The organism is Stenotrophomonas sp. INTA L402-1 (assembly GCF_059295135.1).
This window is the reverse complement of record NZ_JCAFWP010000012.1, coordinates 1-24155: the sequence shown is the minus strand read 5'-3', so window position 1 is coordinate 24155 and position 24155 is coordinate 1. Positions and strand designations below refer to the sequence as shown.

Here is a 24155-nt window from a genome sequence, read left to right as displayed (position 1 = left end):
GCCGAACCGCCCCCACCCACGCCAGCGAACCGACTCCCATGCGACCGCTTCCCACCCTGCTCACGCTCGCAATCGCCGCCGCCTTCGGTGGCTTCGTTGCCACCGGCATCAATGCCCACCTGGACAACCGTGCCGACGCCGCGCCGCTGCCTGCGGTACTGCCGACCACAGCGGCATTGCCGGCCTCGGTGGCCGGACAGGCGGTGCCGTCGCTGGCACCGATGCTGGAGAAGGCGATGCCGGCCGTGGTCAGCGTCAACACCAAGCAGGTGGTGCGCGTGCGCAACCCCTTCTTCAACGACCCGTTCTTCCGCCGCCTGTTCCCGGACATCCCGCAGGAACGCATCAACGAATCGCTGGGCTCGGGCGTGATCATCGACGCCAAGGAGGGCCTGGTGCTGACCAACCACCACGTCATCGACAACGCCGATGACGTGCAGGTGACACTGGCCGACGGGCGCACGGTCAAGGCCGAGTTCCTCGGTTCGGACCGCGATACCGACATCGCGCTGATCCGCATCCCGGCGCAGAACCTGACCGACATCAAGCTCGGCAACAGCGACCAGCTTCGGGTCGGTGACTTCGTGGTGGCCATCGGCAACCCGTTCGGTTTCAGCCAGACGGTCACCTCCGGCATCGTCTCGGCGGTGGGCCGCAGCGGCATCCGCGGGCTGGGCTACCAGAACTTCATCCAGACCGATGCGTCGATCAACCCGGGCAACTCCGGTGGCGCACTGGTCGACCTGCAGGGCCAGCTGGTCGGCATCAATACCGCCAGCTTCAACCCACAGGGCAGCATGGCCGGCAACATCGGCCTGGGCCTGGCGATCCCCTCCAACCTGGCGCGCAGCGTGGTCGACCAGCTGGTCAAGCACGGCGTAGTGGTGCGCGGCACGCTGGGCGTGGAGAGCCAGAACCTGACCGCGCAGATCGCGCAGGGCCTGGGCCTGGGTGAAACCCGTGGTGCGCTGATCACCCGCGTGCTGGCCGGTTCGGCCGCTGCGACCGCCGGACTGAAGCCGGGCGACGTGGTGGTTTCGGCCAACGGCCAGCGCGTGGACAGCGCAGAAGCCCTGCACAACGTGGAAGGCCTGGCGGCGGTCGGCAGCACACTGACGCTGGACGTGCGCCGCGAGGGCAAGCCGCTGCAGATCAAGGCATCCTTGAAGGAACAGGCGCGCGCGGTCACCGGCGAGAGCCTGGACCCGCGCCTGACCGGGGCCACCTTCGTCGACCTGCCCGAGTCGCTGCGCCAGTCCGGTGTCGGTGGCGTGCTGGTCAGCGAGGTCAAGCGCGGCAGCCGCGCGGCCACCAACGGCCTGCAGCAGGGCGACATCATCACCGATGCCACCGTGGGCGAATTCGCCGACCTGGCCAGCTGGCGCGCCAACTTCCAGCAGCGCCCGCCGACCCTGGTGATACGCGTGCTGCGCAACAATGGCCAGCAGCAGGGCCAGCTCGTGATGCGCTGATCGCCCTGCCGTAACACCCCCTATACCCCGGCAATGCTATTGCTGTCAGTCCAGGTCGGCACCGCCGACTCCCGTTCCCCCATCGCAACAGGAGTGATTCGATGAGCCCCACCAATACCGAGAACCTGAAGGAACACCTGGGTGAAGCCGGTTCCCACCTGAAGCAGGCCGCGTCGGCCGCCGGCGGTGCGATCAAGGGTGCAACCGGCGCAGCCGGCGACGAACTGCGCATCGGCAAGGCCAACGTCAAGGCTGAACTGTCCGACAGCGCGCTGTCCGGCCTGGCCGCCGCCGAGTTTGGTGGTGCAGCCGCCAAGGAACAGGTCGACGCACTGATGGACAAGGGCAAGGACCTGATCGACAGCGCCGCTGAGCTGATCCGTGAACGTCCGCTGGCCTCGTTCGGTGTCGCCTTCGCTGCCGGCTGGATCATCGCCAAGCTGGCCCGCGGCAGCAGCGACAAGTAAGCCGCGGCGTGAGCGAAGACAACGCGCAAGCGCCTGATCCGGCGGCTACCCCGCCGCTGGATGAGAGCATCCGCCAGGTCGGCGCGGCCGGTCGTGCCGCTGCCGATTCTGCCAAGCACACGCTGCGCTCGCTGCGCCGGTTGGCCTCGGCCGACTTCGCGCTGGCGCGTAGTGCATTCGGTCGCGCGCTGGCCTGGGCCGGCGTGGCGATCGTGTTTGGAGCCTCGGCCTGGCTGCTGATGGCCGCCACCCTCATCGCCCTGCTGCAGAGCTGGGGCCTGAGCTGGCTGCAGGCGCTGCTGATCACCTCGCTGCTGAGCCTGGCCGTCACCGGTTATGCGATCTGGCGGGTGTCCTACTTCTTCCACCACACCGGCATGCACGCTACCCGGCGCCAGCTGTCACGCCTGGGCCTGTTCGACGAACCCAGCGAAGACGATCCCGATGCCGAGGTGCAGCTGCCCGAGGGCAAGCCATGAAGTTCGGCGCGCTGCAACGGCGGGTGAAACGCTGCGAACAGGTGGTGACCGTGCGCCTGGGCGAAACCCAGGACCACTGGTCCACGCTCAGCGACGTCTGGCGAAAGGGCTGGTCGCCGCTGCGCATCGTGGTGGTCGGCCTGGCCGGTGGCTTCATCGCCGGCAAGCTGGAAGTGCCGGGCAAGGTCAACGGTGCCCGCTGGCTGCAGATGGTGGGTTCGGTCTCGAACCTGTTCGCCAGTGCACAGGCGGCGTTCGCCACGGCGATGGCGGCGCAGGCCGCAGCCACTGCCGACGACGCGGCTGAGGAAGCCGACGAAGCCAGCGAACAGGCACAGGCGGCGGCCTCCGCTGCCGAGCCACGGCCGGCACCGGCTCCACGCTCCGTGCCGGAGCCAGAGCCGGACCCGCGCGGACCGCGTCCGGCCGAAGCGGCTACCGAGCTGTCCGAACGTTGATCCATGGAATCCGCCGCGCCGATCGCGGCCGGCGGATAATGCGCTCCCCTTCCCGGTTGGTGCGTCGATGAGCGAGTCCCTCCTGCCCCCGTCACCGGCCGGCCCCGAACAGCCCGACGCCCCGTTGCCGCCACCGTCGCGTCCGCGCGGACCGATGTCGCTGGTGGTGCTGGCGACCCTGGCGGTGGGCTACACACTGTGGGCGGCACAGGACATCATCCTGCCGGTGCTGCTGGCGATGTTCTTCGCACTGGTCGGCAATCCGATCCTGCGCCTGCTGCAGAAGCTGTGGATTCCGCGTGCGCTGGGCGCTCTGCTGATCCTCGGCGCGGGCCTGGGCGTGACTGGTTCGCTGGCGGTGCAGTTGATCGGCCCGGCAATGGACTGGGCACAGGAAGCACCGCAGCAGCTGCGCAAGATCGCCCGCCAGGTGCAGGACCTGACCAAGCCGGTGCAGCAGGCCAACCAGGCCGCGGAGAACTTCGCCCGCGTGGCCGGTGGCGACAGCAACCGCAAGGTGCAGGTGATCCGCGCCCAGCTCGATGACCCGTACCGCATGTTGACCCGTGCGCCGCGGCTGGCCGCCTCGGTGCTGGCGGTGGTGCTGCTGACCCTGTTCTTCATGATCTACGGGCAGAGCCTGCAACGCGCGGCGATCGCCTTGTTCCCGAACCGCCAGCAGCAGCGCTTCACCAGTGACATCCTGCGTTCGATCGAGCGCGAGGTGTCGCGCTATGTGCTGACCATCAGCGTGATCAACACCCTGGTCGGGCTGGTGTTCGCCGGCGTACTGATGCTGCTCGGCATCGGCCTGCAGGAAGCGTTGCTGTGGGGCACGGTGGCCGCACTGCTGAATTTCGCTCCGTATGTGGGTCCGTTGATCGGCGTGGCGCTGATGCTGCTGATGGGCTTCGTGGAATTCCGCGACCCGCTGCAGGCCCTGCTGCCAGCCGCCGCCTACCTGGGCCTGCACACCCTGGAAGGGCAGATGGTGACCCCGATCGTGCTGGGCCGTCGCATGAAACTGTCGCCACTGGTGCTGATCCTTGCGCTGATGGTGTTCGGCTGGGCCTGGGGCATGATCGGGCTGCTGCTGGCGGTGCCGCTGCTGGTCTGCATCAAGCTGGTGCTGGCGCGGTTGGACGGCATGCAGGGATGGGCGCGTCTGCTGGAATGAAAGCCCGCGCGGGCAGGGGTAGAATGGCGGGGTGAAATTCCCTGTCCTTGCCATCACCCTCGACCTCGACGACACGCTCTGGCCGTTCGCCCCGATCGGCGCCCGCATCGACCTGGTCCTGCACGAGTGGATGCGTGAACACAGCCCCGCCACGGCCGAGATGTATCCGGTGGCGGCGATGCGCGAACTGCGCGAGCGCCTGTACCACGCCCATCCGCACCTCCATCACGACCTGAGCGCACTGCGCCGGCTGACCCTGCACGAAGCGCTGCACACCAGTGGTGCCAGCCTGGATCTGCTGGAGCCGGCGTATGACGTGTTCTTCGCCGCGCGCAACCAGGTCGAGTGCTACCCCGATGCGATCGACGCACTGGCGCGGATTGCCGCGCGGGTGCCGGTGGCGGCGCTGAGCAACGGCAATGCCGATCTGGAGCGGATCGGCCTGGCCCATCATTTCGTCTTCCAGCTGGGCGCGCGCGAACACGGCGCGGCCAAGCCCGAGGCAAGCATCTTCCACGCCGCCTGCGCCCGCCTGGGTGTTGCGCCGGCACAGGTACTGCACGTCGGCGACCACGCCGAAATGGACGTGGCCGGGGCGATCGCCGCCGGCCTTCGCGGCTGCTGGATCAACCGCGAAGCAGCCACCTGGACCCATCCGCAGCTGCAGCCGGACCTGCAGTTCGACACCCTCACCGGCCTGGCCGACTGGTTGGATGCCAACCTCGACGCTGCCGCACCCCGGAGTACCTGACGCATGAGCGAGATCACTGGTTTCACTGCCGACACCGCCGCAGCACTGCCGCTGTACGTGCTGGACCGCGAGCAGTTCGCGTCCTGGAAGGACGGCCAGCCGGCCGCCACCCAGGCATGGCTGGCGTCGCAGGGCTTCACCGCCGGTGCCTTCACCACGGCGTTGCTGCCGGGCGCCGATGGCCTGGCCGGTGCGGTGATCGGTGTGGGTGATCGCGCCGATGCCTACAGCTACTCGCATGCCCCGCACGCGCTGCCCGAAGGCAGCGTGTGGCAGCTGGCCAGCGAACTGCCGGCCGCCGAACAGGCGCTGCTGCAGCTGGGCTGGGGCCTGGGCAGCTACCGCTTCGATCGCTACCGCAAGCGCCACCGTGCACCGGCACGCCTGGTGGCTGAGCCGACCGGCGAAGTGGCCGACCTGATCGCCGCCAGCCTGCGCGTGCGCGACTGGGTCAACACCCCGACCGAAGACATGGGTCCGCAGCAGCTGGAAGACGCCGCGCGCGCGCTGGCCGATGCGCACGGTGCGCAGGTCGAGGCGATCACCGGCGATGAACTGCTGAAGCAGAACTTCCCGGCCATCCATGCCGTCGGCCGCGCCTCGCACCGCGCTCCGCGCCTGGTCGTGCTGCGCTGGGGCAAGGACACCGATCCGGCACTGGTGCTGGTCGGCAAGGGCGTGTGCTTCGATACCGGCGGCCTGGACATCAAACCGGCCGACGGCATGCGCAACATGAAGAAGGACATGGGCGGTGCCGCGCATGCACTGGCCCTGGCAGGCCTGGTGATGGCGCGCGGCCTGCCGGTGCGCCTGACCCTGCTGGTGCCGGCGGTGGAAAACGCGATCGGCCCCGATGCCTTCCGCCCGGGCGAAGTGATCGCCACCCGCAAGGGCCTGAGCGTGGAGATCGACAACACCGACGCCGAAGGCCGCGTGATCCTGTGCGATGCGCTGACCTTCGCCAGCGAACAGAAGCCGGACCTGGTACTGGACTTCGCCACCCTTACCGGCGCTGCGCGCATCGCGCTGGGCCCGGACCTTCCGGCGCTCTTCAGCAACGACGACAGCGTGGCGCAGCAGTGGCTGCAGGCCGGCGACGCGACCCGCGACCCGGTCTGGCGCATGCCGCTGTGGCGCCCCTACCTGCGTTACCTGAGCAGCGGCATCGCCGACCTGGCCAACGCCGGTTCGCGCATGGCCGGCTCGGTCACCGCCGCGCTGTACCTGGAACGCTTCCTGGAAGACGGCCAGCGCTGGGCGCATCTGGACGTGTATGCCTGGAACGACGGCGAACGCCCGGGCCGGCCGGCTGGCGGTGAAGCACTGGCGCTGCGTTCGGCGTGGGCGATGCTGAAGCAGCGCTACAGCTGATCGGGTGGGTGCCGACCTTGGTCGGCACGCCGTCCCCGGCAAACTTGACGAAAAATTGAATACCGGGCCTGGAAGGGTTCTGCGAGGATGTGTGGGTCGACCACCCACACGCTCCGTGAAGGCAGGACTCCGACCATGTCGCTCTTCCGCTACACCCGCGCCGGCCAGACACCGGGCGCGCCGCGCAAGCATTCCCCCCTGCTCTGGATCGCACTGATCGCACTCATTCTGGGTGCGGTGGCGCTGGCCTTCGCCTGGTTGGCCGGCTGGATTGGCGGCCGCCTGACCGCGCAGCGCTTCACCGACACCATCGAGGCCACCGGCCCGGCCCATCCGGGCTTCCGCCGTGCGCACAGCAAGGGCGTGTGTGTAAGCGGTTGGTTCGAACCCAGTGCGCAGGCCCCCACCCTGTCCAGCGCCCGCGTGTTCTCGCAGCGCCGCGTGCCGGTGATGGGTCGCCTGTCGATCGGCGGCGGCGACCCGTACGGCGCCGACAACACCGCGCGCGTACGCAGCCTCGCGGTGCAGATGGTCAGCGATGATGGCCAGGAATGGCGCATGGCGATGAACAGCTTCCCGTTCTTCGCCGTGCCCAACGCCGAGGCATTCTACGAGCAGACGCGCGCCTCCATCCCGGACCCGGCCACCGGCAAGCCCGACCCGCAGAATATGGCCGCGGTGCTGGCGAAATACCCCAGTGCACAAGCGTTCCAGCAGTGGGCCAAGACCGCGCCGTGGACCAGCAGCTGGGCTGACACCACCTTCAACAGCGTCAACAGCTTCTGGTTCACCAACGCGCAGGGCCAGAAACGCGCGGTGCGCTGGCGCTGGCAGCCGCAGGCGCCGGTGGTGGAGATGGATGCGGAAACGCGCAAGAACGCCAGCGTCGATTTCCTCAGCCAGGAACTGCAGCAGCGCCTGGCCAGCGGCCCGGTGCGCTGGAACCTGGTCGTGACCACCGCCGAGCCCGGCGATGCCATCGATGATCCGTCGGTGCCGTGGCCCGAGTCGCGTGATCAGGTGGTGGCCGGCGTACTCAGCCTGGACCGCATGCAGTCGCAGGAACAGGGCGCGTGCGGCCAGATCAACTTCGATCCGCTGATCCTGCCCAGTGGCGTGCGTGGCAGTGACGATCCGATCCTGGCGGCCCGCTCCGCCGTGTACTCGCAGTCCTTCAACCGCCGCGAACGCGAGCGCGCCACCGGCAACGTCGAGCAACCGAAGGAGGCCGCACGATGAGCACCGGCAACGGCCACTTCAACCTGCTCGCGCGCGTGCTGCACTGGTCCATGGCGCTGATGATCATCGCCATGCTGTTCATCGGCGTGACCATGGTCGCCTCGCTGCACCTGCGGCCGATGCTGATCGACCTGCACCGTCCGCTGGGCATCGCCCTCGGCGTACTGGTGCTGTTGCGCCTGTACAACCGGCTGCGCCATCGCCCGCCGCCACTGCCGGCGGATCTTCCGGTGTGGCAGGTGATGGCGGCCAAGGCCTCGCACTGGATGCTGTACGCACTGATGCTGGCAATGCCGCTGATCGGCTGGGCGATGCTGTCGGCCGGCGGTTATCCGATCGTGCTGTGGGGCGGCCTGCACCTGCCGCCGATCGTGCCGCATACCCCGGCGCTGTACGCCGCGTTGCGTAACGCGCACAGCCTGCTGGCGTATGTGTTGTTCGCCACGGTACTGATGCATGTGGGTGCGGCGCTGTTCCACCTGTGGGTGCGGCGTGATGGGGTGTTCCAGGCGATGGCGCGCGGGAAGGATTGAGCGGGTTCGCCGGGAGTTCCCGGCGGATCGTTTCCGCGACCGCGGGGGGTGTCACTTTTCTTTTCGCGCGAAAAGAAAATTAACCAAAAGAAACGCGCCGCCAGAGCGCGAGCCGGTGCTGCGCACCGGTGCCCTGTGCTTCTCGGTGAATCAGGGGACGGCGCCGAACTCGCTGCGCTCAAACACCGGCGCCTCTTCGCCCCTGATTCCCCTGCGATGCTCGGCTCGCTCAAGGCGGACCCAAGGTCAAATGCCACAGCTGCACCCAGTAGATCCACGCCATGCGTGGATGCCGTTGCCGTTGCCGTTGACCTTCCAGTCCGCCTTCAAGCGAGCCGAGCACCGCAGGTCCGGCGAGGGCGAAGAGGTGCGGGTGTCTGAGCGCAGCGAGTTCCCGCACCGTCCCTCGACGGACCGAGAAGCGCAGGGAACCGGCGCGCAGCGACGGCTCGCGGCCGGCGGAGCGTTTCTTTGGTTACTTTCTTTGCGCGCAAAGAAAGTGACACCCCTCCGCGGTCGCGGAAATGATCCGCCGGGCATGGCCCGGCGCTACCGATGCGTTGGCGCACGCCGCTACAACCACCCCTTCTGCCGCGCCAGCCGGTACGCTTCGATCCGGTTGGCCACGCCCAGCTTGCCGATGCACTCGGACAGGTAATTGCGCACCGTGCCGTGCGACAACCCCAGCTGCTCTGCGATCTCGCTGGCGGTACGGCCCTCGCCCGCCAGACGCAGCACGCGGCGCTCGCGGTCGGTGAGCGGATCGGCCTGCGACCATGCATCCAGCGCCAACTGCGGATCGATCGCACGAATGCCCTGCTTCACCTTGCGCAGGGCGTCGGCCAGGTTCTCGGCCGGCGCATCCTTCAACAGGTAACCCAGCACACCGGCCTCCAGCGCGCGGCGCAGGAAACCGGCGCGGGCGAAGGTAGTCACGATCACCACCTTGATCGGCAGTTCGTGGCGGGCGATGCGTTGCGCCAGCTCCAGCCCGCTCAGGCCCGGCATCTCGATGTCGGTGACCAGGATGTCCGGTTGCAGCTGCTGCAGCATCCGCCACGCGGTTTCGCCATCGGCAGCACTGCCCAGCACTTCGATGTCCGGCTCCAGGCCCAGCAGCGCCGACAGTGCGCCGCGCACCATGGCCTGGTCTTCGGCCAGCAGGATGCGGATCATGCGGCACCGTCCTGCGCCAACGACGTGGGCGACAGCGGCGTGGTCGCGGCCATCAACGGCACGCGTACCGTCAGCACGGTGCCCGCCCCGCGCGGCGACTGCAGCGTCAACTGGCCACCCAGTGCTGCGGCCCGCTCACGCATGCCACTCAATCCATTGCCCTCGGCCTGCACGCCGCCACGGCCGTCATCGCGTATCTGCATCACCAACTGTCGGTCCTCAAGCATGAAATCCACCTGCACCCGGGTCGCCTGCGCATGGCGCACGATGTTGGTGGCGGCCTCGCGCAACACCAGCGCCAGCCCGCGTTCCACCTCCACCGGCATCGCTGGCGGCGCCGTGTACTGCAGGTGCACCTGCTGGCATTCCAGCAGCAGACGCGCCGACGCCAGTTCGCCCGCCAGATCACTGGCGCGAATGCCGGTCACCGCACTGCGCACCTGTGCCAGTGCTTCGCGGGCGATGGCCTCGGCTTCACCGATTTCCTGCCGTGCACGCTCGTCATCGCGATCGTACAGCTTGCGCGCCAGCTCCAGTTTCAGCGTGATCAGCGACAGCGTGTGCCCCAGCAGATCGTGCAGGTCGCGGCCGATACGCTCGCGCTCGGCGGTGGTCGCAAGCCGTCGCACCTCGTCCTGGGACAGCTGCAGGGCCACGTCGCGTTGCTGGCTCAAGGCCTCCACGTTCACCACCAGGCCGACGATGAACGACACTGCCGGCATCCACACCATGGCCTGCCACGGATAACCGAAGTACAGCGCGGTGCTGCAGAACAGAAGGTTCAGTCCGGTCAACTGCAGCAGGTATACCCACCAGCCGCCGCGGCTGCTCATGCGGATCATCACGCAGCCGAACACGAAATAGCTCAGTCCCGAGGGGTACCACGGAAGCAGTACCAGGGCCATCACGATCATGCCCAGCGCGTAGCGCCATGCATGGTGCCGTGGCGCCAGCATCACCTTGGCGTAGAACAGCAGGAACATCGGATAGCTGACCAGGGTCAGCAACAGCCAGCGCAGGGTGAAGCCGTTCCCCAGCACCGGGGTGAGGAAAATCCATACCGACCACAGCAGGTGGATCGCACCGCTCCAGGGCGATTTGCCACGCCGCAGCAGCTCGGCCACCGCCGAATCCGGTGCGGGGCGCAGCAGGGACGCAAGCCAGCTCGACGACACGGGAGAATCCAGGCGGGGACGATCGCTGCCGATCATGCCAGTTCAGCCGATCCGGCGCAGGCGACGGCGCGCCAGCAGCAGCGCGACCACCGTGACCGCCAGCAGCACCAGCAGGTGGCCGGCCACGCTGCCCACCGACGGCAACCCGACCACGGGCAGCGCCAGCTGCGCCAGATGCCAGGTCGGCCACAGTGGGGCCATCGTCGAGAACAGCGTGGGCAGCACAGACAACGGCAGCCACAGGCCCGACAACAGGGCCAGCGGCAGGTAGACCAGATTGACCATCGCCGGTGCCGCGCTGGCACTGACATGGCTGCCGATCAGCAGGCCAATCGCCCCCAGCGGCAGCGCCGCCAGGCCCGCCACCGCCAGCAGCTGCACCATCTGAAACGCCTGCAGCTGCACGCCACCGAGCACGCGCGCGACGCCGATCAGCAGCAACGCCACCAGCAGCGCGAACATCACCGCCATCGCCAGCCGTGCCAGCAGCGGTGCCGCCGCCGGCATCGGCAGCGCGCGCTTGAGAGTCAGCAGGCCGCCTTCACGATCCAGCGCCAACTGCACGCCGAAGCCGAACAGGGCCGGGGCCATCGCGCCGAACACGCAGTAGGTGGCCAACAGGTACAACGGCGCATGACCGCGCCCCAGCAGCACGCCGAACAGCAGGTAGAACAGCACCGGGAACAGCAGCGAGGGCACCGCGAACGCCGGCGTGCGCCAGGCGCGGCGCAGTTCGGCCATCAGCTCGGCGCGGTACGGACGTAGTGCCTGTCGCCATGCAGGCAGCGGCAATCCGGTGGTACGGACAAGGGTGTTCATGCGGCCTCCCGGGTCATGTCGAGGAAGGCGTCGGCCAGCGCCGCGCCCTGTACTTCCAGTTCGCGCAGCTGCGCATCGGCGGCCAACAGGCGTGCTACCACCGGCTCGGGCGGGCTCGCCAGCAGCTGCAGATGTTCGCCGTCGCGCTGCACCTCCTGCACGCCCGGCCACTGCTGCACGTCCGCAATGGGCAACCCGCTGCGGCAGCGGATGCGGCGCGGCCGATCGGCCAGGCGCAGCTCGCTCAGCGGTGCATCGGCCAATACCCGGCCCTGCTCCAGTACCACTACCTGCTGCGCCAGCGCTTCGGCCTCCTCCAGGTAGTGGGTGGTCAGCAGCACGCCGCAGCCTTCGGCCACCAGCTGCCGGATCGCCTGCCACATCGCCTGCCGCGCCTGGATGTCCAGGCCGGTGGTGGGCTCGTCCAGGAACAGCACGCGTGGGCGGCCACACAGGGCGATGGCGAACTGCACGGCACGCTGCTGGCCGCCGGAGAGCTGGCCATAGCGGCGGCGCGCGAGCGCCTGCAGGCCGGCGCGCTGCAGTACCTCCTGCAGCGGCATCGGGTCGGGATAGCAGGCGCTGGCCTGCGCCACCAGTTCGTCCACCTGCAGCATCGGCGGCAGGCTGGTGCTCTGCAGCATCACGCCCAGGCCGATACGGCTGGCGCGCTGCTGCGGGTCACCGCCAAGCAGCTCGACCTGGCCGGCGTCGGCACGGCGCAGGCCCAACAGCACGCTGATCGCGGTACTCTTGCCGGCACCGTTGCGGCCCAGCAATGCCAGCACCTGGCCAGCGCGGACCTGCAGGTCGATGCCATGCAGGGCGGTATGGTCGCGGTAGCGCACCTGCACCTGCTGCAGGCGGGCCAGCGACGGGGCGATCGGATCCATGGGCGGTACCGGTAGCGGGGACGTTGCCATCCTGTGCCGCCGTGGTCACATTTCGCAGTTGCCGCCGTCAGTGTCATCGGGTGACAGCTGTCACTGCCGTCATCGCTGTGCCTGCCTTCATGCTGTGCCGCACGCTCCACCGCCGGAACCGCCGCCGTCCGCCCTTCCGGTCACACCCGCCCGAACGCCTGTGATGGAACGAATGAACGCTTCTGCCGAGCTGTTGAAGGAACTCCGTATCGACCGCAAGTCCCCGCCGCCCGCCTCCGGAGGGAGTGGCAGTGGTGGTGGCCGCCGCTGGCTGTGGATCGCGATCATCGTGGTCGTGTTGCTGCTGGCCGCTGCTGCCTTCGCCCTGTTCGGGCGTACGCCGGCGGTAGACGTGGAAACCGCACCTGCGGTGGCCATCCAGCAGGGCAACGCCAGCAGTTCGGTGCTCGACGCCAGCGGCTATGTAGTTGCGCGGCGCATGGCCACGGTCTCGGCCAAGATCACCGGCAAGGTGCGCGAGGTGATGATCGAGGAAGGCATGCGCGTGGAGCGGGGCCAGATCATGGCCACGCTGGACCCGATCGATGCCGATGCCCAGCGCAGCCTGTATGCCTCGCAGCTGCAGGCCGCGCGCAGCCAGGTCGCCGGACTGGAAGCACAGCAGAAGCAGGCCGCCGCCGAAGCCAGCCGCCTGCAGGCGCTGGTCGGCCAGCAGCTGGTGTCGCGCTCGCAGTACGACCAGGCCGTAGCCCAGCGCGACAGCCTGCGTGCGCAGCTGGACACCGCACAGCGCAACGTCAAGGTTGCCAACGACCAGCTGGCGATCGCCGACCTGGGCGTGGACAACAACATCGTGCGCGCACCGTTCTCCGGCGTGGTCACCGCCAAGGCAGCGCAACCGGGTGAAATCGTCTCGCCGCTGTCGGCCGGCGGTGGCTTCACCCGTACCGGCATCGGCACCATCGTCGACATGGACTCGCTGGAGATCGAAGTCGAGGTCGGCGAGGCCTTCATCGGCCGCGTGCAGCCGAAGATGCCGGTGGAAGCCACGCTCAACGCCTATCCGGAATGGAAAATTCCGGGTGAGGTGATCGCCATCATCCCCACCGCCGACCGCGGCAAGGCCACGGTGAAAGTGCGCGTGGCGCTGAAGGTGAAAGACCCGCGCATCGTGCCGGAGATGGGCGTGCGCGTCAGCTTCCTGGAGCAGGCGCAGCCGCAAGCGGCGGCCAAACCGCAGGGCGTGCGCGTGCCGGCCGCCGCAGTGGTCCAGCGCGATGCGGCAGCGGTGGCGTTCGTGCTGGGCGATGAAAACCGCGTGCAGCAGCGCACGGTCGAGGCCGGCCAGGCGATGGGCAAGGATCGCCAGATCCTCAAGGGTGTGAGCGCGGGTGAGTCGGTGGTGGTCAATCCGCCGGACAGCCTGCGCGACGGTGCCAAGGTGCAACAGAAACAAGCGCAATAACGGCCCGGCGCCTGCACGGCGCCGCCGGCAGTACCGCTCGACGCACGCCGCCGGCCATCGGCCGGTGTGACTTCCCGTTTCCCGCCTTCCGTGGAGAACCACCCATGTCGACCCTGGTTTCATTGCGCAACATCACCAAGACCTACCAGCGCGGCCCCGAAAAGGTGCAGGTGCTGCACGGCATCGACCTGGACATCGCCAGCGGCGACTTCGTCGCGCTGATGGGCCCGTCTGGCTCGGGCAAGACCACCCTGCTCAACCTGATCGGTGGCCTGGACAACCCCAGCGGCGGCGAGATCAGCATCGAAGGCGAGCGCATCGACCAGATGAGCGGCGGCCAGCTGTCGACCTGGCGCAGCCACCACGTCGGCTTCGTGTTCCAGTTCTACAACCTGATGCCGATGCTGACCGCGCAGAAGAACGTGGAACTGCCACTGCTGCTGACCCATCTCAATGCGGCGCAGCGCAAGCGCAACGCCGAGATCGCGCTGACCCTGGTCGGCCTGGCCGACCGCCGCAGCCACCGCCCGAATGAACTGTCCGGCGGCCAGCAGCAGCGCGTGGCGATCGCGCGGGCGATCGTCTCCGACCCGACTTTCCTGATCTGCGACGAACCGACCGGCGACCTCGACCGCCAGTCTGCCGAGGAAATCCTCGGCCTGCTGCAGCAGCTCAACCGCGAGCACGGCAAGACCATCATCATGGTCACCCATGACCCGAAGGCCGCCGAGTACGCCACGCACACGGTGCACCTGGACAAGGGCGAGCTGGCCGACGCGCCGCTGGCCCACTGACGGAGGCCACGGCGATGAAATATTTCTCGTTGGTATGGGCGCAGCTGTTCCGCAGCCGTACCCGCACGTTGTTGACCCTGCTTTCGGTGGTGGTCGCCTTTCTGCTGTTCGGCATGCTCGATTCGGTACGCGTGGCGTTCAATTCCGGCGGCAGCGTGGAGGGCGCCAATCGGCTGGTGGTGGCCTCACGACTGTCGATCACCCAATCGCTGCCGATCCGCCTGGAAGCGCAGGTGCGGCAGGTGGCCGGCGTGCGCGACGTGGCCTACGGCATGTGGTTCGGCGGCATCTACCAGGACCCGAAGAACTTCTTCCCCAACTTCTCGGTGTCACCCAACTACTTCGACGTCTACCGTGAACTGCAGATCGATCCGGCGCAGCTGGAAGACTGGAAGCAGACCCGCACCGGCGCCATCGTCGGCGAAACGCTGGCCAAGCAGTTCGGCTGGAAGATCGGCGACACCATCCCGCTGCAGGCAACCATCTTCCCGCGTGGCGGCAGCAATGACTGGCCGTTGGAACTGAAGGGCATCTTCCGCTCGAAGGACCGCACACAGGCGGGCAACGAAGAACGCCAGTTGATGATGAACTGGAAGTACTTCGACGAATCCAACGACTACATCAAGAACCAGGTGAGCTGGTACACGGTGACGCTGGACAACCCTGACCAGTCCTCGCGGGTGGCGCAGGCCATCGATGCGATCTCTGCCAACTCCGACCACGAGACCAAGACACAGACCGAATCGGCGTTCCAGCAGGCCTTCGTCAAGCAGTTCGCGGACATCGGCATGATCGTTACGTCGATCATGGGTGCGGTGTTCTTCACCCTGCTGCTGTTGACCGGCAACACCATGGCGCAGGCGGTGCGCGAGCGCGTGCCCGAACTGGCCACGCTGAAGACGCTGGGCTTCAAGGATGGCACCGTGCTGTCGCTGGTGATGATCGAGTCGGTGCTGCTGGTGGGCCTTGGCGGCCTGCTCGGCATGGTGCTGGCCTCGCTGGTGCTGCCGGTGGTGGCCGCGAACTTCGGCGGCGTGCTGCCCGCGCATGTGCCGTGGAATACTTGGCTGCTGGGCGTCGCCCTGGTGCTGCTGATCGGCACCATTGTCGGCCTGCTGCCCGCGCTGCGTGCCAAGCGCCTGAAGATCGTCGACGCACTGGCCGGCCGCTGAGGAGAACGCAGACATGTTCAAGAGCAAACTCAAGAAGTGGCTGGGCAACGGCGTGACGGTGCTGCTGCTGGTGATCGGCCTGGTGCTGTGGATCAGCCTGCCGTGGATCGGCGTGCTGGCCGTGGCCGTGCTGGTGGCACTGTGGCTGCTGCTGACCCGCGGTGGGCGACTGGCACTGGCCGCCACCCGCATCGGCGTGGCCAGCCTGCCGCAGCGCTGGGGCGCGTCCTCGGTGATCGTGGTCGGCATCGCCGGCGTGGTCGGCGTGCTGGTGGCGATGCTGGCGATGGGCGAAGGCTTCCAGGCCACGCTCAACAACACCGGCGATGACACCACCGCCATCGTGCTGCGCGGTGGCTCGCAGGCCGAGACCAACTCGGTGATCACCCGCGAGCAGGTACCGATGCTGTCCACCCTGCCCGGCATCAGCCGCGATGCGCAGGGCCGGCCGCTGCTCTCGCCGGAGCTGTCGCAGGTGGTCAACCTGGTGTCGAAGTCCGATGGCACCGACGTCAACGCGCAGTTCCGCGGCGTCGGCCCGCAGGCGTGGGCGGTGCATGACAAGGTCAAGATCGTTGAGGGTCGCAAGTTCGCCACCGGGCTGCGTGAGATCGTGGTCGGCCAGGGCGCCAAGGGCCAGTTCCGCGATCTGGATGTGGGCAAGACGCTGACGCTGGGCAACCAGACCTGGACCGTGGTGGGTGTGTTCGCCACCGGCGACGCGCATGATTCGGAACTGTGGACCGACGCCGATACGCTGGCCACCACCTACCAGCGCAGTGCGTGGCAGTCGATCAGCGTGCGCACCGATGGCAAGGCCGGCTTCGAGCAGTTCAAGGCCGCCGTCGCCGCCGACCCGCGCCTGAAACTGGACGTGGAAACCACCCGCGTCTACTACAGCAAGCAGGGCGGCGGGCTGACCAAGCTGATCGACATCCTCGGCAAGGTGATCGGCACCATCATGGCGGTCGGTGCGGTGTTCGGCGCGCTCAACACCATGTACGCGGCGGTCGCCACGCGTGCGCGCGAGATCGCCACCATGCGCGCGATCGGCTTCCGCGGCCTGCCGGTGGTGACGGCGGTGATGCTGGAGACGATGCTGCTGGCACTGCTCGGCGGCCTGCTGGGGTGTGCGGTGGCATGGCTGCTGTTCAATGGCTACAGCGTGTCCACCATCGGCAGCAACTTCAGCGCAGTGGTGTTCAAGTTCCATGTGTCGCCGGAACTGCTGTGGACCGGCCTGAAATGGGCGCTGGGCATCGGCCTGGTCGGCGGCCTGTTCCCGGCGCTGCGCGCGGCACGTTTACCCATCACCACGGCGCTGCGCGAAACCTGAGCATCACGCAGCGATACAACGCGCATTGCGCAGGGGACGGAGCGAAGGCTCCGTCCCTTTTTTCTTGCGCGTCATCCGCGAATGGCGTGGATCTACCGAGGGCGATGCATCCAGGCCGGGTGATGAACCAGTACGTCCAGTAGATCCACGCCATGCGTGGATGGATGCCTGCACACACGCACTGCTACAGATTGCGGGAAATCCGCCGCTATCGATGCCTCTGCCCATCGCCAACGCAACGCACGTGACGTTGCGCACATCACATCTGTGGATTGTTGGTTGCGATTCATTTTCGCGCACATCCCAGCGCGCAGGGACAAACAGTTACGAATGGAAACATTCTAGAATCGCGCCCCCACGTTGGTTTGCAGCACCCCACGCGCCCATAGAACGGGCGCATGTTTTTCCTGAAACACGAGATTTCACGGATGTCCCTGAAGACCACTCCGCTGCGCAACGCGATCGTCATCGCGCTGGCCGCCAGCTGCACCACCCCCGCCTTCGCACAGAGCGCCGGCGATACCCCCACCAACCTCGACCGCATCGAAATCACCGGCTCGCGCATCCGCCAGGCCAGTGTCGAGACCGCACAGCCGGTCGTCGCGCTCAGCCGCGCCGAGATCGAGAAGAAGGGTTACATCAACGTCGCCGACATCCTGCAGGACGTCACCGCCGCCGGCGCACCGAGCCTGAGCCGCTCGTCGTCGCTGAGTTCTTCGCGCGACTTCGGCGGCACGTACGTCAGCCTGCGTAACCTAGGCCCGGAACGCAGCCTGGTGCTGATCGACGGCCGCCGCATGGGCGTCAGCGCCGGTGGCTACTCCGACCTGGCTTCGATTCCCTCGGCGATTGTCGAGCGCGTGGAAGTGCTGACCGACGGCGCGTCCGCGCTGTACGGCTCGGACGCCATCGCCGGTGTGGTCAACATCATCACCCGCAAGAACTTCGACGGTGGCGAAGCCAGCGTCTACGTCGGCCAGTACGGTGAAGGCGACGGCCAGAAGCGCTCCTACAGCGCCACCTTCGGCAAGACCTTCGACCGCGGCTGGTTCAGCGTGGGCGCCGAGCGCACCAAGGAAGACGAGATCCTCGGCAGCGAGCGCGAGTTCAGCCGTTACCCGGGGGGCCCGCGCCATCCCGACGACGTCAAGGCACTGAACCAGACCACGCAGTGGGGCAGCGTCACCGTCGACGGCAAGTCGCTGACCGTGGGCCCGGGCGGCGACCCGAGCCAGAAGGGCAATTTCCACACGCCCAATCCGGCCGATGGCACCAACACCAAGACCAACATGAGCCTGCTGAGCGGCATGGAGCGCACTTCGGTGTTCGCCAACGGTGGCTTCTCGATCACCGATGACCTGCGCATCGTGGCCGACGCGCTGTACAGCAAGCGCGAGTCGACCAAGCACCTGGCCGGCTACCCCTACTCGGTGTCCACCGCACAGGCGCGCAACGGTTCCCGTGCCGCCCTGTCCAAGGACAGCGCGTTCAACCACTGGGGCCAGGACGTGCTGTTCTCGCACCGCACCGAAGAACTGCCGCGTGCGACCGAGAACAACCTGGACACCAAGCGCGCCAGCATCGGCCTGGAAGGCAGCTTCGAAACCGGTTCGCGTTACTGGGACTGGAACGTCAGCTACATGTACAACCGCAATGAAGGCGAGCGCATCGGTACCGGCAGCATGTACCAGCCGCATGTCGACCTGGCGGTGGGCCCGTCCTTCATGGATGGCACCGTGGCACGCTGCGGCAGCCCGGGTGCAGTGATCGCCGGCTGCGTGCCGTGGAACCCGGCCGCGCCGATGGGCTATGCGGGCCCGGGCTCGCTGAGCAACCAGGACGTGCAGGACTACCTGTTCACCCGCTTCGTCGACAAGATGAAGAGCACCACCAAGGTGGCCAGCGCCAACATCTCCGGTTCGGTGTTCTCCCTGCCGGCCGGCGACGTGATGGCCGCGATGGGCTTCGAGCACCGCAGCGAAGAAGCCAGCTACACCCCAGACCTGATGGTGCAGAAGGGCCAGATCGCCGGCACCACCGGCCAGCCGACCCGTGGCGACTACTCGCTCAACGAGGTCTACCTGGAACTGCAGGTACCGCTGCTGGCCGACATGCCGTTCGCGCGTGAGCTGTCGCTGGACCTGGCCGGCCGCTACACCGACTACAACACCTTCGGTTCGACCACCAACAGCAAGTTCGGCCTGAAGTGGAAGCCGATCGACAGCCTGCTGGTGCGCGCTACCTATGGCACCGGCTTCCGTGCGCCGACCGTGGACGACCTGTACAGCGGTGGCGCGAAGAGCCGTGATTCGTTCACCGATCCGTGCGATACCTCGTTCGGCATCGCTGCCAGCAGCGCGACCGTGGCCGCACGCTGCCAGGCGCTGAAGGTGCCGGCGAACTTCCGCCAGCAGACCGCGTCGGAAGGCAACGTCGCCAACCGTCCGGGCCAGCAGGGCATCGCCGATTTCGACTCCGGTTCCAATGCGAACCTGAAGCCGGAAACCGCCAAGACCTGGACCGTGGGCCTGGTGTACAGCCCCGAGTTCGTGCCGGGCCTGGACGTCAGCCTGGACTGGTGGAAGATCCGCATCGACAACGCGATCGTGGGTGAGTCGGCCACCGACATCCTCAACCAGTGCTACGTGCAGGGCGTGGATTCGGCCTGCGGCCGCTTCACCCGTTCCACCAGCGCCAAGACGCTGGGCCAGGTGACGGCGCTGGACCGCTCGCTGGTCAATGCAGGCTACCGCGAAACCGCTGGCTACGATTTCAGCCTGCGCTACCGCCTGCCGGAAACCTCGTTCGGCCGCTTTGCCGCCACCTGGAACACCACCTACACCGACTACCTGGAGCAGCGCAACGACAGCGCCGCCACCACGCCGGTAGAGCAGAAGACCGGCTGGCAGGGCAACTTCCGCGTACGTTCGACCTTCAACCTGGATTGGCAGTACGGCGACCTGGGCATTGGCTGGACCGCCCGCTACTACTCGGGCATGAAGGAAGCCTGCTCGTATGACCTGGGCGGTGGCCCGGACTGCAACATGGCCGGCTTCGTCTCGCCGTACACCGATGCGCAGCCGAGCCGCAAGGTGGGCTCCAACACCTTCCACGACCTGCAGGTGCGCTACAGCCTGCCGTGGGACGGCACCGTGTCGCTGGGCGTGAACAACGTCTTCGACCACCAGGGTCCGATCATGTACAGCCAGCCGAACAGCAGCTTCACCTACTACGGTGGCTTCGACATCGGCCGCTTCATGTACATGAAGTACCAGCAGCGCTTCTAAGCCTGCAACCGCGTTCCCGTCACAGCCAACTCTCTCCTGGCTGTGGATGGAAGCAGAGCGGCGCCCCTCGGGGCGCCGCTCTTTTTTGTGCACACCTGTCAGCCGAGCGGACGCGGCGCTAGCGCTTGGCGCGCATCGTGCGGATGTTGTCGCCGACAAACAGCACCAGGCCGGCCCAGATCGCGGCAAAGCCGATCGCCTTTGCGGTGTCGAACGCTTCGTGGAAGAAGAACACACCCAGCAGCAGCTGCAGGCTCGGCGCGATGTACTGCAGGATGCCGACCAGCGACAGCGGAATGCGCTTCACGCCGTAGGCGAAGCCGATCAGCGGCACGGCGGTGACTGCGCCGCCGAAGATCAGCAGCAGGTCGTTGCGCCAGCCCCAGCCATGGAAGAACGCGCCGCCATGGCCGTTCTCGGCCCAGATCGCGAAGGCCAGCGCCGGCAGGAACAGGTACATGCTTTCCACGCCCAGGCCGGCCACCGGGTCGACCGAAACCAGCTTGCGCAGCAGGCCATACAGGCCGAACGAACAGGCCAGGCCCAGCGCGATCCACGGTGGTGTACCGGCATCGATGGTCAGCCAGGCCACGCCCACCGCCGCCATTGCCACCGCCACCCACTGCAGGCGGCGCAGGCGTTCCTTCAGCACCAGCACGCCCAGCAGCACGTTCACCAGCGGGTTGATGAAGTAGCCCAGGCTGGTCTCGATGACATGGCCGGCGTTGACCGCCCAGATGTACAGGCCCCAGTTGAAGGCGATGGTCAGGCTCGACACCAGCAGGATCGGCAGCGCGCGCGGCTGCGCGGCGATCTTCTGCCACCAGCCCAGGCGCGAGCTGATCAGCAGCCAGCCCAGCACCAGCACGGTGCTCCAGATGATGCGGTGGGCGATGATCTGGAACGAGGGCACCTCGTTGAGCAGGTGCCAGTACACCGGCACCAGGCCCCAGATCACGAAGGTGGAGGCGGTGACCAGCAGGCCCCGGCGTTGTTCTTTCTCATCCATGCTCATTTCTTTCTCGTCCTTGCCATCGTCAGCACCACCACACCCAGAAGAATCACCACCATCGCCAACAGGTCGCGCCAGCCGAACCGTTCACCGTTGAGCAGTGCGCCCAGCAGCACCGCGATCACCGGATTGACGTACGCGTAGCTGCCCGCCAGCGCGGGGCGCACGTTCTGCAGCAGCCACACGTAGGCGGTGAACGCGACGATGGAGCCGAACACGCACAGGTAGGCCATCGCCAGCAGGCCACCGGTATCGGGCAGCGTGGTCGGGCGCTCGCCCACCGCCAGGCCGATCAGCACCAGCAGCACGCCGCCGCAGAGCATCTGCCCGGCAGCGGTCATGAACGGGCCCGGCAGGTCCAGCCCACGCGCCCACACCGAACCGAAGGCCCAGCCGATCGGCGCGATCAGCAGCAGCACCAGCCCGGTCGGCGAGGCCGTCAGGCTGCTGCCGGCGTTGAGCCAGACCACGCCCAGGAAACCGATGGCGATGCCCAGCCACTCGCCACGGCTGGCGTGCTGGCCACGCAGCGCCGAGAACAGCGCCATCCACAGCGGCACCGAGGCCACCGCCGTGGCGGCCAGGCCCGAGGACACCTCACGCTCGGCCAGCACCACCATGCCGTTGCCCAGCACCAGCATGGTCACGCCCATGATGACCAGGTTGCGCCACTGCCGCAGAGTCGGGTTCGGCATCTTCCAGAACAGGCGCAGGGCCAGGAACATCAGGCCACCGGCAATGATGAAGCGGCTGCCGGAGACCATCGTCAGCGGCAGCGCGCCGCCGTGCAGGGCCTTGGCGATGCCCAGGTAGGTCGAGCCCCAGACCACGTAGACCAGCAGCAGTGCCAGCGCGACAAGGCCACCCCGGGGGGCAGCCGCAGACGGAACAGGGGGAGCCGACATGACGCACCAGAGGGGCCGGGGGAACGCGGATTCTAGGACGTTCGGCCGGCTGAAATAACCCCGGTTTTCAACACACTGCAACTCGGATGGGCGATCTTCCCGGGTGCCGGACGCGAAACGGCGTACGACGATTTAGCTATAGGCCCGTCTGGCGCCCGCTGTCACCCTGTCCGGTCCCATTCCCCGCCCGCTCGTTCGGCACCCGGCGTTGACGTGGGATGCATTACCTAGGAGGCTGGCCGCAAGCGCCCCGCGCGCGGCTGGCACCGATCTTTCCCGCACGGAAGCGCCGCATCGAGGATTCCCACCCGGATGAGCACCACGTCCCATTCCGCTGTCCCCAGCACCGACGGCGCCGCGCTGCGGCGTTCCATCTCCAATACCCTCAAAGGCTCCGCCGGCAACCTGGTGGAGTGGTATGACGTCTACGTGTACTCGGTATTTGCCGTGTACTTCGAATCGCAGTTCTTCTCGCCGGATGACAAGAACTCCACTATGTACGTGTGGGCGATCTTCGCGGCAACCTTCCTGATGCGCCCGATCGGCGCCTGGTTCTTCGGCCGCTTCGCCGACCGCCATGGCCGTCGCCAGGCCCTGACCGTGTCGGTCACGCTGATGGCGGCCTGCTCGTTCCTCATCGCCATCACCCCCACCGCCGCCAGCATCGGTATCTGGGCGGCAGTGATCCTGCTGTTCGCGCGGTTGCTGCAGGGCTTCGCCACCGGCGGCGAGTACGGTGCCAGTGCCACCTACATGTCCGAGGCCGCCATCCCCGGCCGGCGCGGCTTCCTGTCCTCCTTCCACTACGTCACCCTGGTCGGTGGCCACGTGCTGGCCCAGCTGACCCTGCTGCTGATGCTGACCTTCTGGGGCAAGCCGGAAATCTCCGAATGGGGCTGGCGCATCGCCTTCGGCATCGGTGGCATCGCCGCAGTGGTGGTGTTCTGGCTGCGCCGTGGCATGGACGAGTCGCTGTCGGAGTCGTCCATCGAGGCCGCACGCGAGGGCAAGGCGCAGAAGTCCGGCTCGATGTACGAGCTGTTCGTGCACCAGTGGCGGCCGCTGCTGCTGTGCTTCCTGATCACCGCCGGCGGCACCGTGGCCTTCTACACCTACTCGGTGAACGGCCCGAAGATGATCCAGAGCGCCTTCGCCGGCAACGATCCGATGACCGGCACCCTGATCAACCTGGGCGTGCTGGCGTTCCTGATGGTGCTGCAGCCGGTCGGTGGCTGGCTGTCGGACATCATCGGGCGCAAGACCCTGCTGGTGTTCTTCGGCGTCGGCGGCGTGCTGTACAGCTGGTACCTGATCACCCAGCTGCCGCACCAGCATGACGCCACCCTGGCCTTCCTGACCCTGGCCATGGCGTTCGTCATCCTCACCGGTTACACCTCCATCAACGCGGTGGTGAAGGCCGAGCTGTTCCCCACCCATGTGCGCGCACTGGGCGTGGGCCTGGGCTACGCGCTGGCCAACTCGCTGTTCGGCGGCACCGCCCCGCTGCTGTACCAGGGCGCGCTGAAGACCGGCCACGTCGACTGGTTCGCCATCTACGTGACCGCGACGATCGCGGTATCGTTGGTGGTCTATGTGTTCTTCCTCACCAACAAGGGCCCGAACTGGCTCGACGGCACCCGCAAGTAAGCGCGTTGCCCTGATCGCGGCCACCGGTGCACTGCCGGTGGCCGCTGCGTCTCCCGCCACGCCATTGATGTGGATCGCGGCGACGCTGGCCGCAGCCACGGCATTGGCCTGGCTGCTGCGCCGCCCCAACGCACAGGCCGCGTGGCCGCGCATCGGATTCGGGATTGCCCTGCTGGTGTTCTGCGCCGCGCTGGCGCTGCAGCTGGCGGTGGACCTGGGCAGCGGCCACAGCTCGCTGCAGCTGCGCCTGCACCGCGGCATCAATTCCGGGTCGCCGGTTGGACTGCGCACGATGGTGGCGTGCTATCTGGCAGCGCTCGCCGCCGGCGGCTGGGGCGCGTGGAAGCTGCTGCGCCGGCGCTGACGAATACCCGGGCGTGGGGGGGGGGGGGGGGGCCCCCCCCCCCCCCCCGGGCGCCCCCCCCCCCCCCCCCCCCCGCCCAAAAAATAGATGGTTGGCGGCCCCGGGGCCGCGCCACAACATAAACAACAAAAGTCGAATAATAAAAAAAAAAACCGAACAGCAACAAAAAAGT

General features: G+C 67.5%; 22 protein-coding genes. 16 read left to right on the top strand and 6 right to left on the bottom strand.

The window, feature by feature from the left end; translation table 11 throughout:
* Positions 1-38 precede the first annotated feature (38 nt).
* The 9 genes from AC5O77_RS09035 (at position 39) to AC5O77_RS08995 (ending at position 7947) form a co-directional block, all read left to right on the top strand.
* Positions 39-1472 (top strand): Do family serine endopeptidase, encoded by a 1434-nt coding sequence (locus AC5O77_RS09035; RefSeq protein WP_478058367.1) that lies wholly within the window; start codon positions 39-41, stop codon positions 1470-1472.
* 101 nt (positions 1473-1573) lie between these two features.
* On the top strand, positions 1574-1939 hold the full coding sequence (locus tag AC5O77_RS09030) for a hypothetical protein (RefSeq protein WP_032128158.1): 366 nt from the start codon (positions 1574-1576) through the stop codon (positions 1937-1939).
* A gap of 8 nt (positions 1940-1947) precedes the next feature.
* Complete coding sequence (locus tag AC5O77_RS09025; protein WP_049398102.1) at positions 1948-2418, top strand: phage holin family protein; 471 nt, start codon at positions 1948-1950, stop codon at positions 2416-2418.
* Entirely contained in the window at positions 2415-2876 is a 462-nt protein-coding gene (locus AC5O77_RS09020) for a protein sip-5 (protein WP_329892502.1), read from the top strand. The genes AC5O77_RS09025 and AC5O77_RS09020 overlap by 4 nt, the downstream gene beginning before the upstream one ends.
* A gap of 67 nt (positions 2877-2943) precedes the next feature.
* Complete coding sequence (locus AC5O77_RS09015) at positions 2944-4053, top strand: AI-2E family transporter (RefSeq protein WP_494506685.1); 1110 nt, start codon at positions 2944-2946, stop codon at positions 4051-4053.
* 31 nt (positions 4054-4084) lie between these two features.
* A complete protein-coding gene (locus AC5O77_RS09010; protein WP_494506684.1) occupies positions 4085-4804 on the top strand; it encodes an HAD family hydrolase in 720 nt (239 codons plus the stop codon).
* 3 nt (positions 4805-4807) lie between these two features.
* A complete protein-coding gene (locus AC5O77_RS09005; RefSeq protein WP_134951737.1) occupies positions 4808-6175 on the top strand; it encodes a leucyl aminopeptidase family protein in 1368 nt (455 codons plus the stop codon).
* A gap of 135 nt (positions 6176-6310) precedes the next feature.
* Positions 6311-7414 carry a catalase family peroxidase gene (locus tag AC5O77_RS09000; protein WP_478058364.1) on the top strand — a complete coding sequence of 368 codons (1104 nt, stop codon included), beginning with the start codon at positions 6311-6313 and terminating at the stop codon, positions 7412-7414.
* The gene (locus AC5O77_RS08995) at positions 7411-7947 is read left to right on the top strand and encodes a cytochrome b (protein WP_049470007.1); all 537 of its coding nucleotides are present in this window, start codon (positions 7411-7413) and stop codon (positions 7945-7947) included. Before AC5O77_RS09000 ends, AC5O77_RS08995 begins: the two co-directional genes overlap by 4 nt.
* Before the next feature lie 573 nt (positions 7948-8520).
* Here AC5O77_RS08995 and AC5O77_RS08990 read toward each other — a convergent pair.
* From AC5O77_RS08990 to AC5O77_RS08975, 4 genes are read right to left on the bottom strand one after another with little or no spacing between them, the layout of a single operon-like run.
* On the bottom strand, positions 8521-9123 hold the full coding sequence (locus AC5O77_RS08990; RefSeq protein ID WP_014645643.1) for a response regulator transcription factor: 603 nt from the start codon (positions 9121-9123) through the stop codon (positions 8521-8523).
* On the bottom strand, positions 9120-10334 hold the full coding sequence (locus tag AC5O77_RS08985; protein WP_494506683.1) for a sensor histidine kinase: 1215 nt from the start codon (positions 10332-10334) through the stop codon (positions 9120-9122). The genes AC5O77_RS08990 and AC5O77_RS08985 overlap by 4 nt, the downstream gene beginning before the upstream one ends.
* 6 nt (positions 10335-10340) lie before the next feature.
* Positions 10341-11117, bottom strand: a complete 777-nt coding sequence (locus tag AC5O77_RS08980; RefSeq protein ID WP_494506682.1) for an ABC transporter permease — start codon at positions 11115-11117, stop codon at positions 10341-10343.
* A complete protein-coding gene (locus AC5O77_RS08975; RefSeq protein WP_494506681.1) occupies positions 11114-12010 on the bottom strand; it encodes an ABC transporter ATP-binding protein in 897 nt (298 codons plus the stop codon). The genes AC5O77_RS08980 and AC5O77_RS08975 overlap by 4 nt, the downstream gene beginning before the upstream one ends.
* A 202-nt stretch (positions 12011-12212) precedes the next feature.
* Between AC5O77_RS08975 and AC5O77_RS08970 the strand changes: the two genes are divergently transcribed.
* From AC5O77_RS08970 to AC5O77_RS08950, 5 genes are all read left to right on the top strand, one after another.
* Complete coding sequence (locus AC5O77_RS08970) at positions 12213-13466, top strand: efflux RND transporter periplasmic adaptor subunit (protein WP_494506680.1); 1254 nt, start codon at positions 12213-12215, stop codon at positions 13464-13466.
* 104 nt (positions 13467-13570) lie between these two features.
* Positions 13571-14260, top strand: a complete 690-nt coding sequence (locus AC5O77_RS08965; RefSeq protein WP_049399872.1) for an ABC transporter ATP-binding protein — start codon at positions 13571-13573, stop codon at positions 14258-14260.
* 14 nt (positions 14261-14274) lie between these two features.
* The gene (locus tag AC5O77_RS08960) at positions 14275-15432 is read left to right on the top strand and encodes an ABC transporter permease (RefSeq protein WP_121505141.1); all 1158 of its coding nucleotides are present in this window, start codon (positions 14275-14277) and stop codon (positions 15430-15432) included.
* 13 nt (positions 15433-15445) lie between these two features.
* On the top strand, positions 15446-16768 hold the full coding sequence (locus tag AC5O77_RS08955) for an ABC transporter permease (RefSeq protein WP_494506679.1): 1323 nt from the start codon (positions 15446-15448) through the stop codon (positions 16766-16768).
* A 428-nt stretch (positions 16769-17196) separates the two neighbouring features.
* Positions 17197-20055, top strand: a complete 2859-nt coding sequence (locus AC5O77_RS08950; protein WP_494506678.1) for a TonB-dependent receptor plug domain-containing protein — start codon at positions 17197-17199, stop codon at positions 20053-20055.
* A gap of 118 nt (positions 20056-20173) precedes the next feature.
* On the opposite strand, the gene rarD is transcribed toward AC5O77_RS08950, so the two are convergent.
* Both rarD and yedA read right to left on the bottom strand, forming a co-directional pair.
* The gene (gene rarD / locus AC5O77_RS08945) at positions 20174-21070 is read right to left on the bottom strand and encodes an EamA family transporter RarD (RefSeq protein WP_032128173.1); all 897 of its coding nucleotides are present in this window, start codon (positions 21068-21070) and stop codon (positions 20174-20176) included.
* A complete protein-coding gene (yedA, locus tag AC5O77_RS08940) occupies positions 21067-21972 on the bottom strand; it encodes a drug/metabolite exporter YedA (protein ID WP_317218209.1) in 906 nt (301 codons plus the stop codon). Before yedA ends, rarD begins: the two co-directional genes overlap by 4 nt.
* A 312-nt stretch (positions 21973-22284) precedes the next feature.
* Between yedA and AC5O77_RS08935 the strand changes: the two genes are divergently transcribed.
* On the top strand, positions 22285-23619 hold the full coding sequence (locus tag AC5O77_RS08935; RefSeq protein ID WP_494506677.1) for an MFS transporter: 1335 nt from the start codon (positions 22285-22287) through the stop codon (positions 23617-23619).
* A 67-nt stretch (positions 23620-23686) separates the two neighbouring features.
* Positions 23687-23983, top strand: coding sequence for a hypothetical protein (locus AC5O77_RS08930; RefSeq protein WP_049399868.1), 297 nt, complete (start codon positions 23687-23689; stop codon positions 23981-23983).
* Positions 23984-24155 lie beyond the last annotated feature (172 nt).

Excerpts from the sequence above, each read along its gene's own strand:
- AC5O77_RS09035 (WP_478058367.1), top strand. The coding sequence starts at position 39 with ATGCGACCGCTTCCCACCCTGCTCACGCTCGCAATCGCCGCCGCCTTC.
- AC5O77_RS09030 (WP_032128158.1), top strand. The coding sequence starts at position 1,574 with ATGAGCCCCACCAATACCGAGAACCTGAAGGAACACCTGGGTGAAGCC.
- AC5O77_RS09020 (WP_329892502.1), top strand. The coding sequence starts at position 2,415 with ATGAAGTTCGGCGCGCTGCAACGGCGGGTGAAACGCTGCGAACAGGTG.
- AC5O77_RS09015 (WP_494506685.1), top strand. The coding sequence starts at position 2,944 with ATGAGCGAGTCCCTCCTGCCCCCGTCACCGGCCGGCCCCGAACAGCCC.
- AC5O77_RS09005 (WP_134951737.1), top strand. The coding sequence starts at position 4,808 with ATGAGCGAGATCACTGGTTTCACTGCCGACACCGCCGCAGCACTGCCG.
- AC5O77_RS09000 (WP_478058364.1), top strand. The coding sequence starts at position 6,311 with ATGTCGCTCTTCCGCTACACCCGCGCCGGCCAGACACCGGGCGCGCCG.
- AC5O77_RS08995 (WP_049470007.1), top strand. The coding sequence starts at position 7,411 with ATGAGCACCGGCAACGGCCACTTCAACCTGCTCGCGCGCGTGCTGCAC.
- AC5O77_RS08990 (WP_014645643.1), bottom strand. The coding sequence starts at position 9,123 with ATGATCCGCATCCTGCTGGCCGAAGACCAGGCCATGGTGCGCGGCGCA.
- AC5O77_RS08985 (WP_494506683.1), bottom strand. The coding sequence starts at position 10,334 with ATGATCGGCAGCGATCGTCCCCGCCTGGATTCTCCCGTGTCGTCGAGC.
- AC5O77_RS08980 (WP_494506682.1), bottom strand. The coding sequence starts at position 11,117 with ATGAACACCCTTGTCCGTACCACCGGATTGCCGCTGCCTGCATGGCGA.
- AC5O77_RS08975 (WP_494506681.1), bottom strand. The coding sequence starts at position 12,010 with ATGGATCCGATCGCCCCGTCGCTGGCCCGCCTGCAGCAGGTGCAGGTG.
- AC5O77_RS08970 (WP_494506680.1), top strand. The coding sequence starts at position 12,213 with ATGAACGCTTCTGCCGAGCTGTTGAAGGAACTCCGTATCGACCGCAAG.
- AC5O77_RS08965 (WP_049399872.1), top strand. The coding sequence starts at position 13,571 with ATGTCGACCCTGGTTTCATTGCGCAACATCACCAAGACCTACCAGCGC.
- AC5O77_RS08960 (WP_121505141.1), top strand. The coding sequence starts at position 14,275 with ATGAAATATTTCTCGTTGGTATGGGCGCAGCTGTTCCGCAGCCGTACC.
- AC5O77_RS08955 (WP_494506679.1), top strand. The coding sequence starts at position 15,446 with ATGTTCAAGAGCAAACTCAAGAAGTGGCTGGGCAACGGCGTGACGGTG.
- AC5O77_RS08950 (WP_494506678.1), top strand. The coding sequence starts at position 17,197 with ATGTCCCTGAAGACCACTCCGCTGCGCAACGCGATCGTCATCGCGCTG.
- rarD (WP_032128173.1), bottom strand. The coding sequence starts at position 21,070 with ATGAGCATGGATGAGAAAGAACAACGCCGGGGCCTGCTGGTCACCGCC.
- yedA (WP_317218209.1), bottom strand. The coding sequence starts at position 21,972 with ATGTCGGCTCCCCCTGTTCCGTCTGCGGCTGCCCCCCGGGGTGGCCTT.
- AC5O77_RS08935 (WP_494506677.1), top strand. The coding sequence starts at position 22,285 with ATGAGCACCACGTCCCATTCCGCTGTCCCCAGCACCGACGGCGCCGCG.
- AC5O77_RS08930 (WP_049399868.1), top strand. The coding sequence starts at position 23,687 with ATGTGGATCGCGGCGACGCTGGCCGCAGCCACGGCATTGGCCTGGCTG.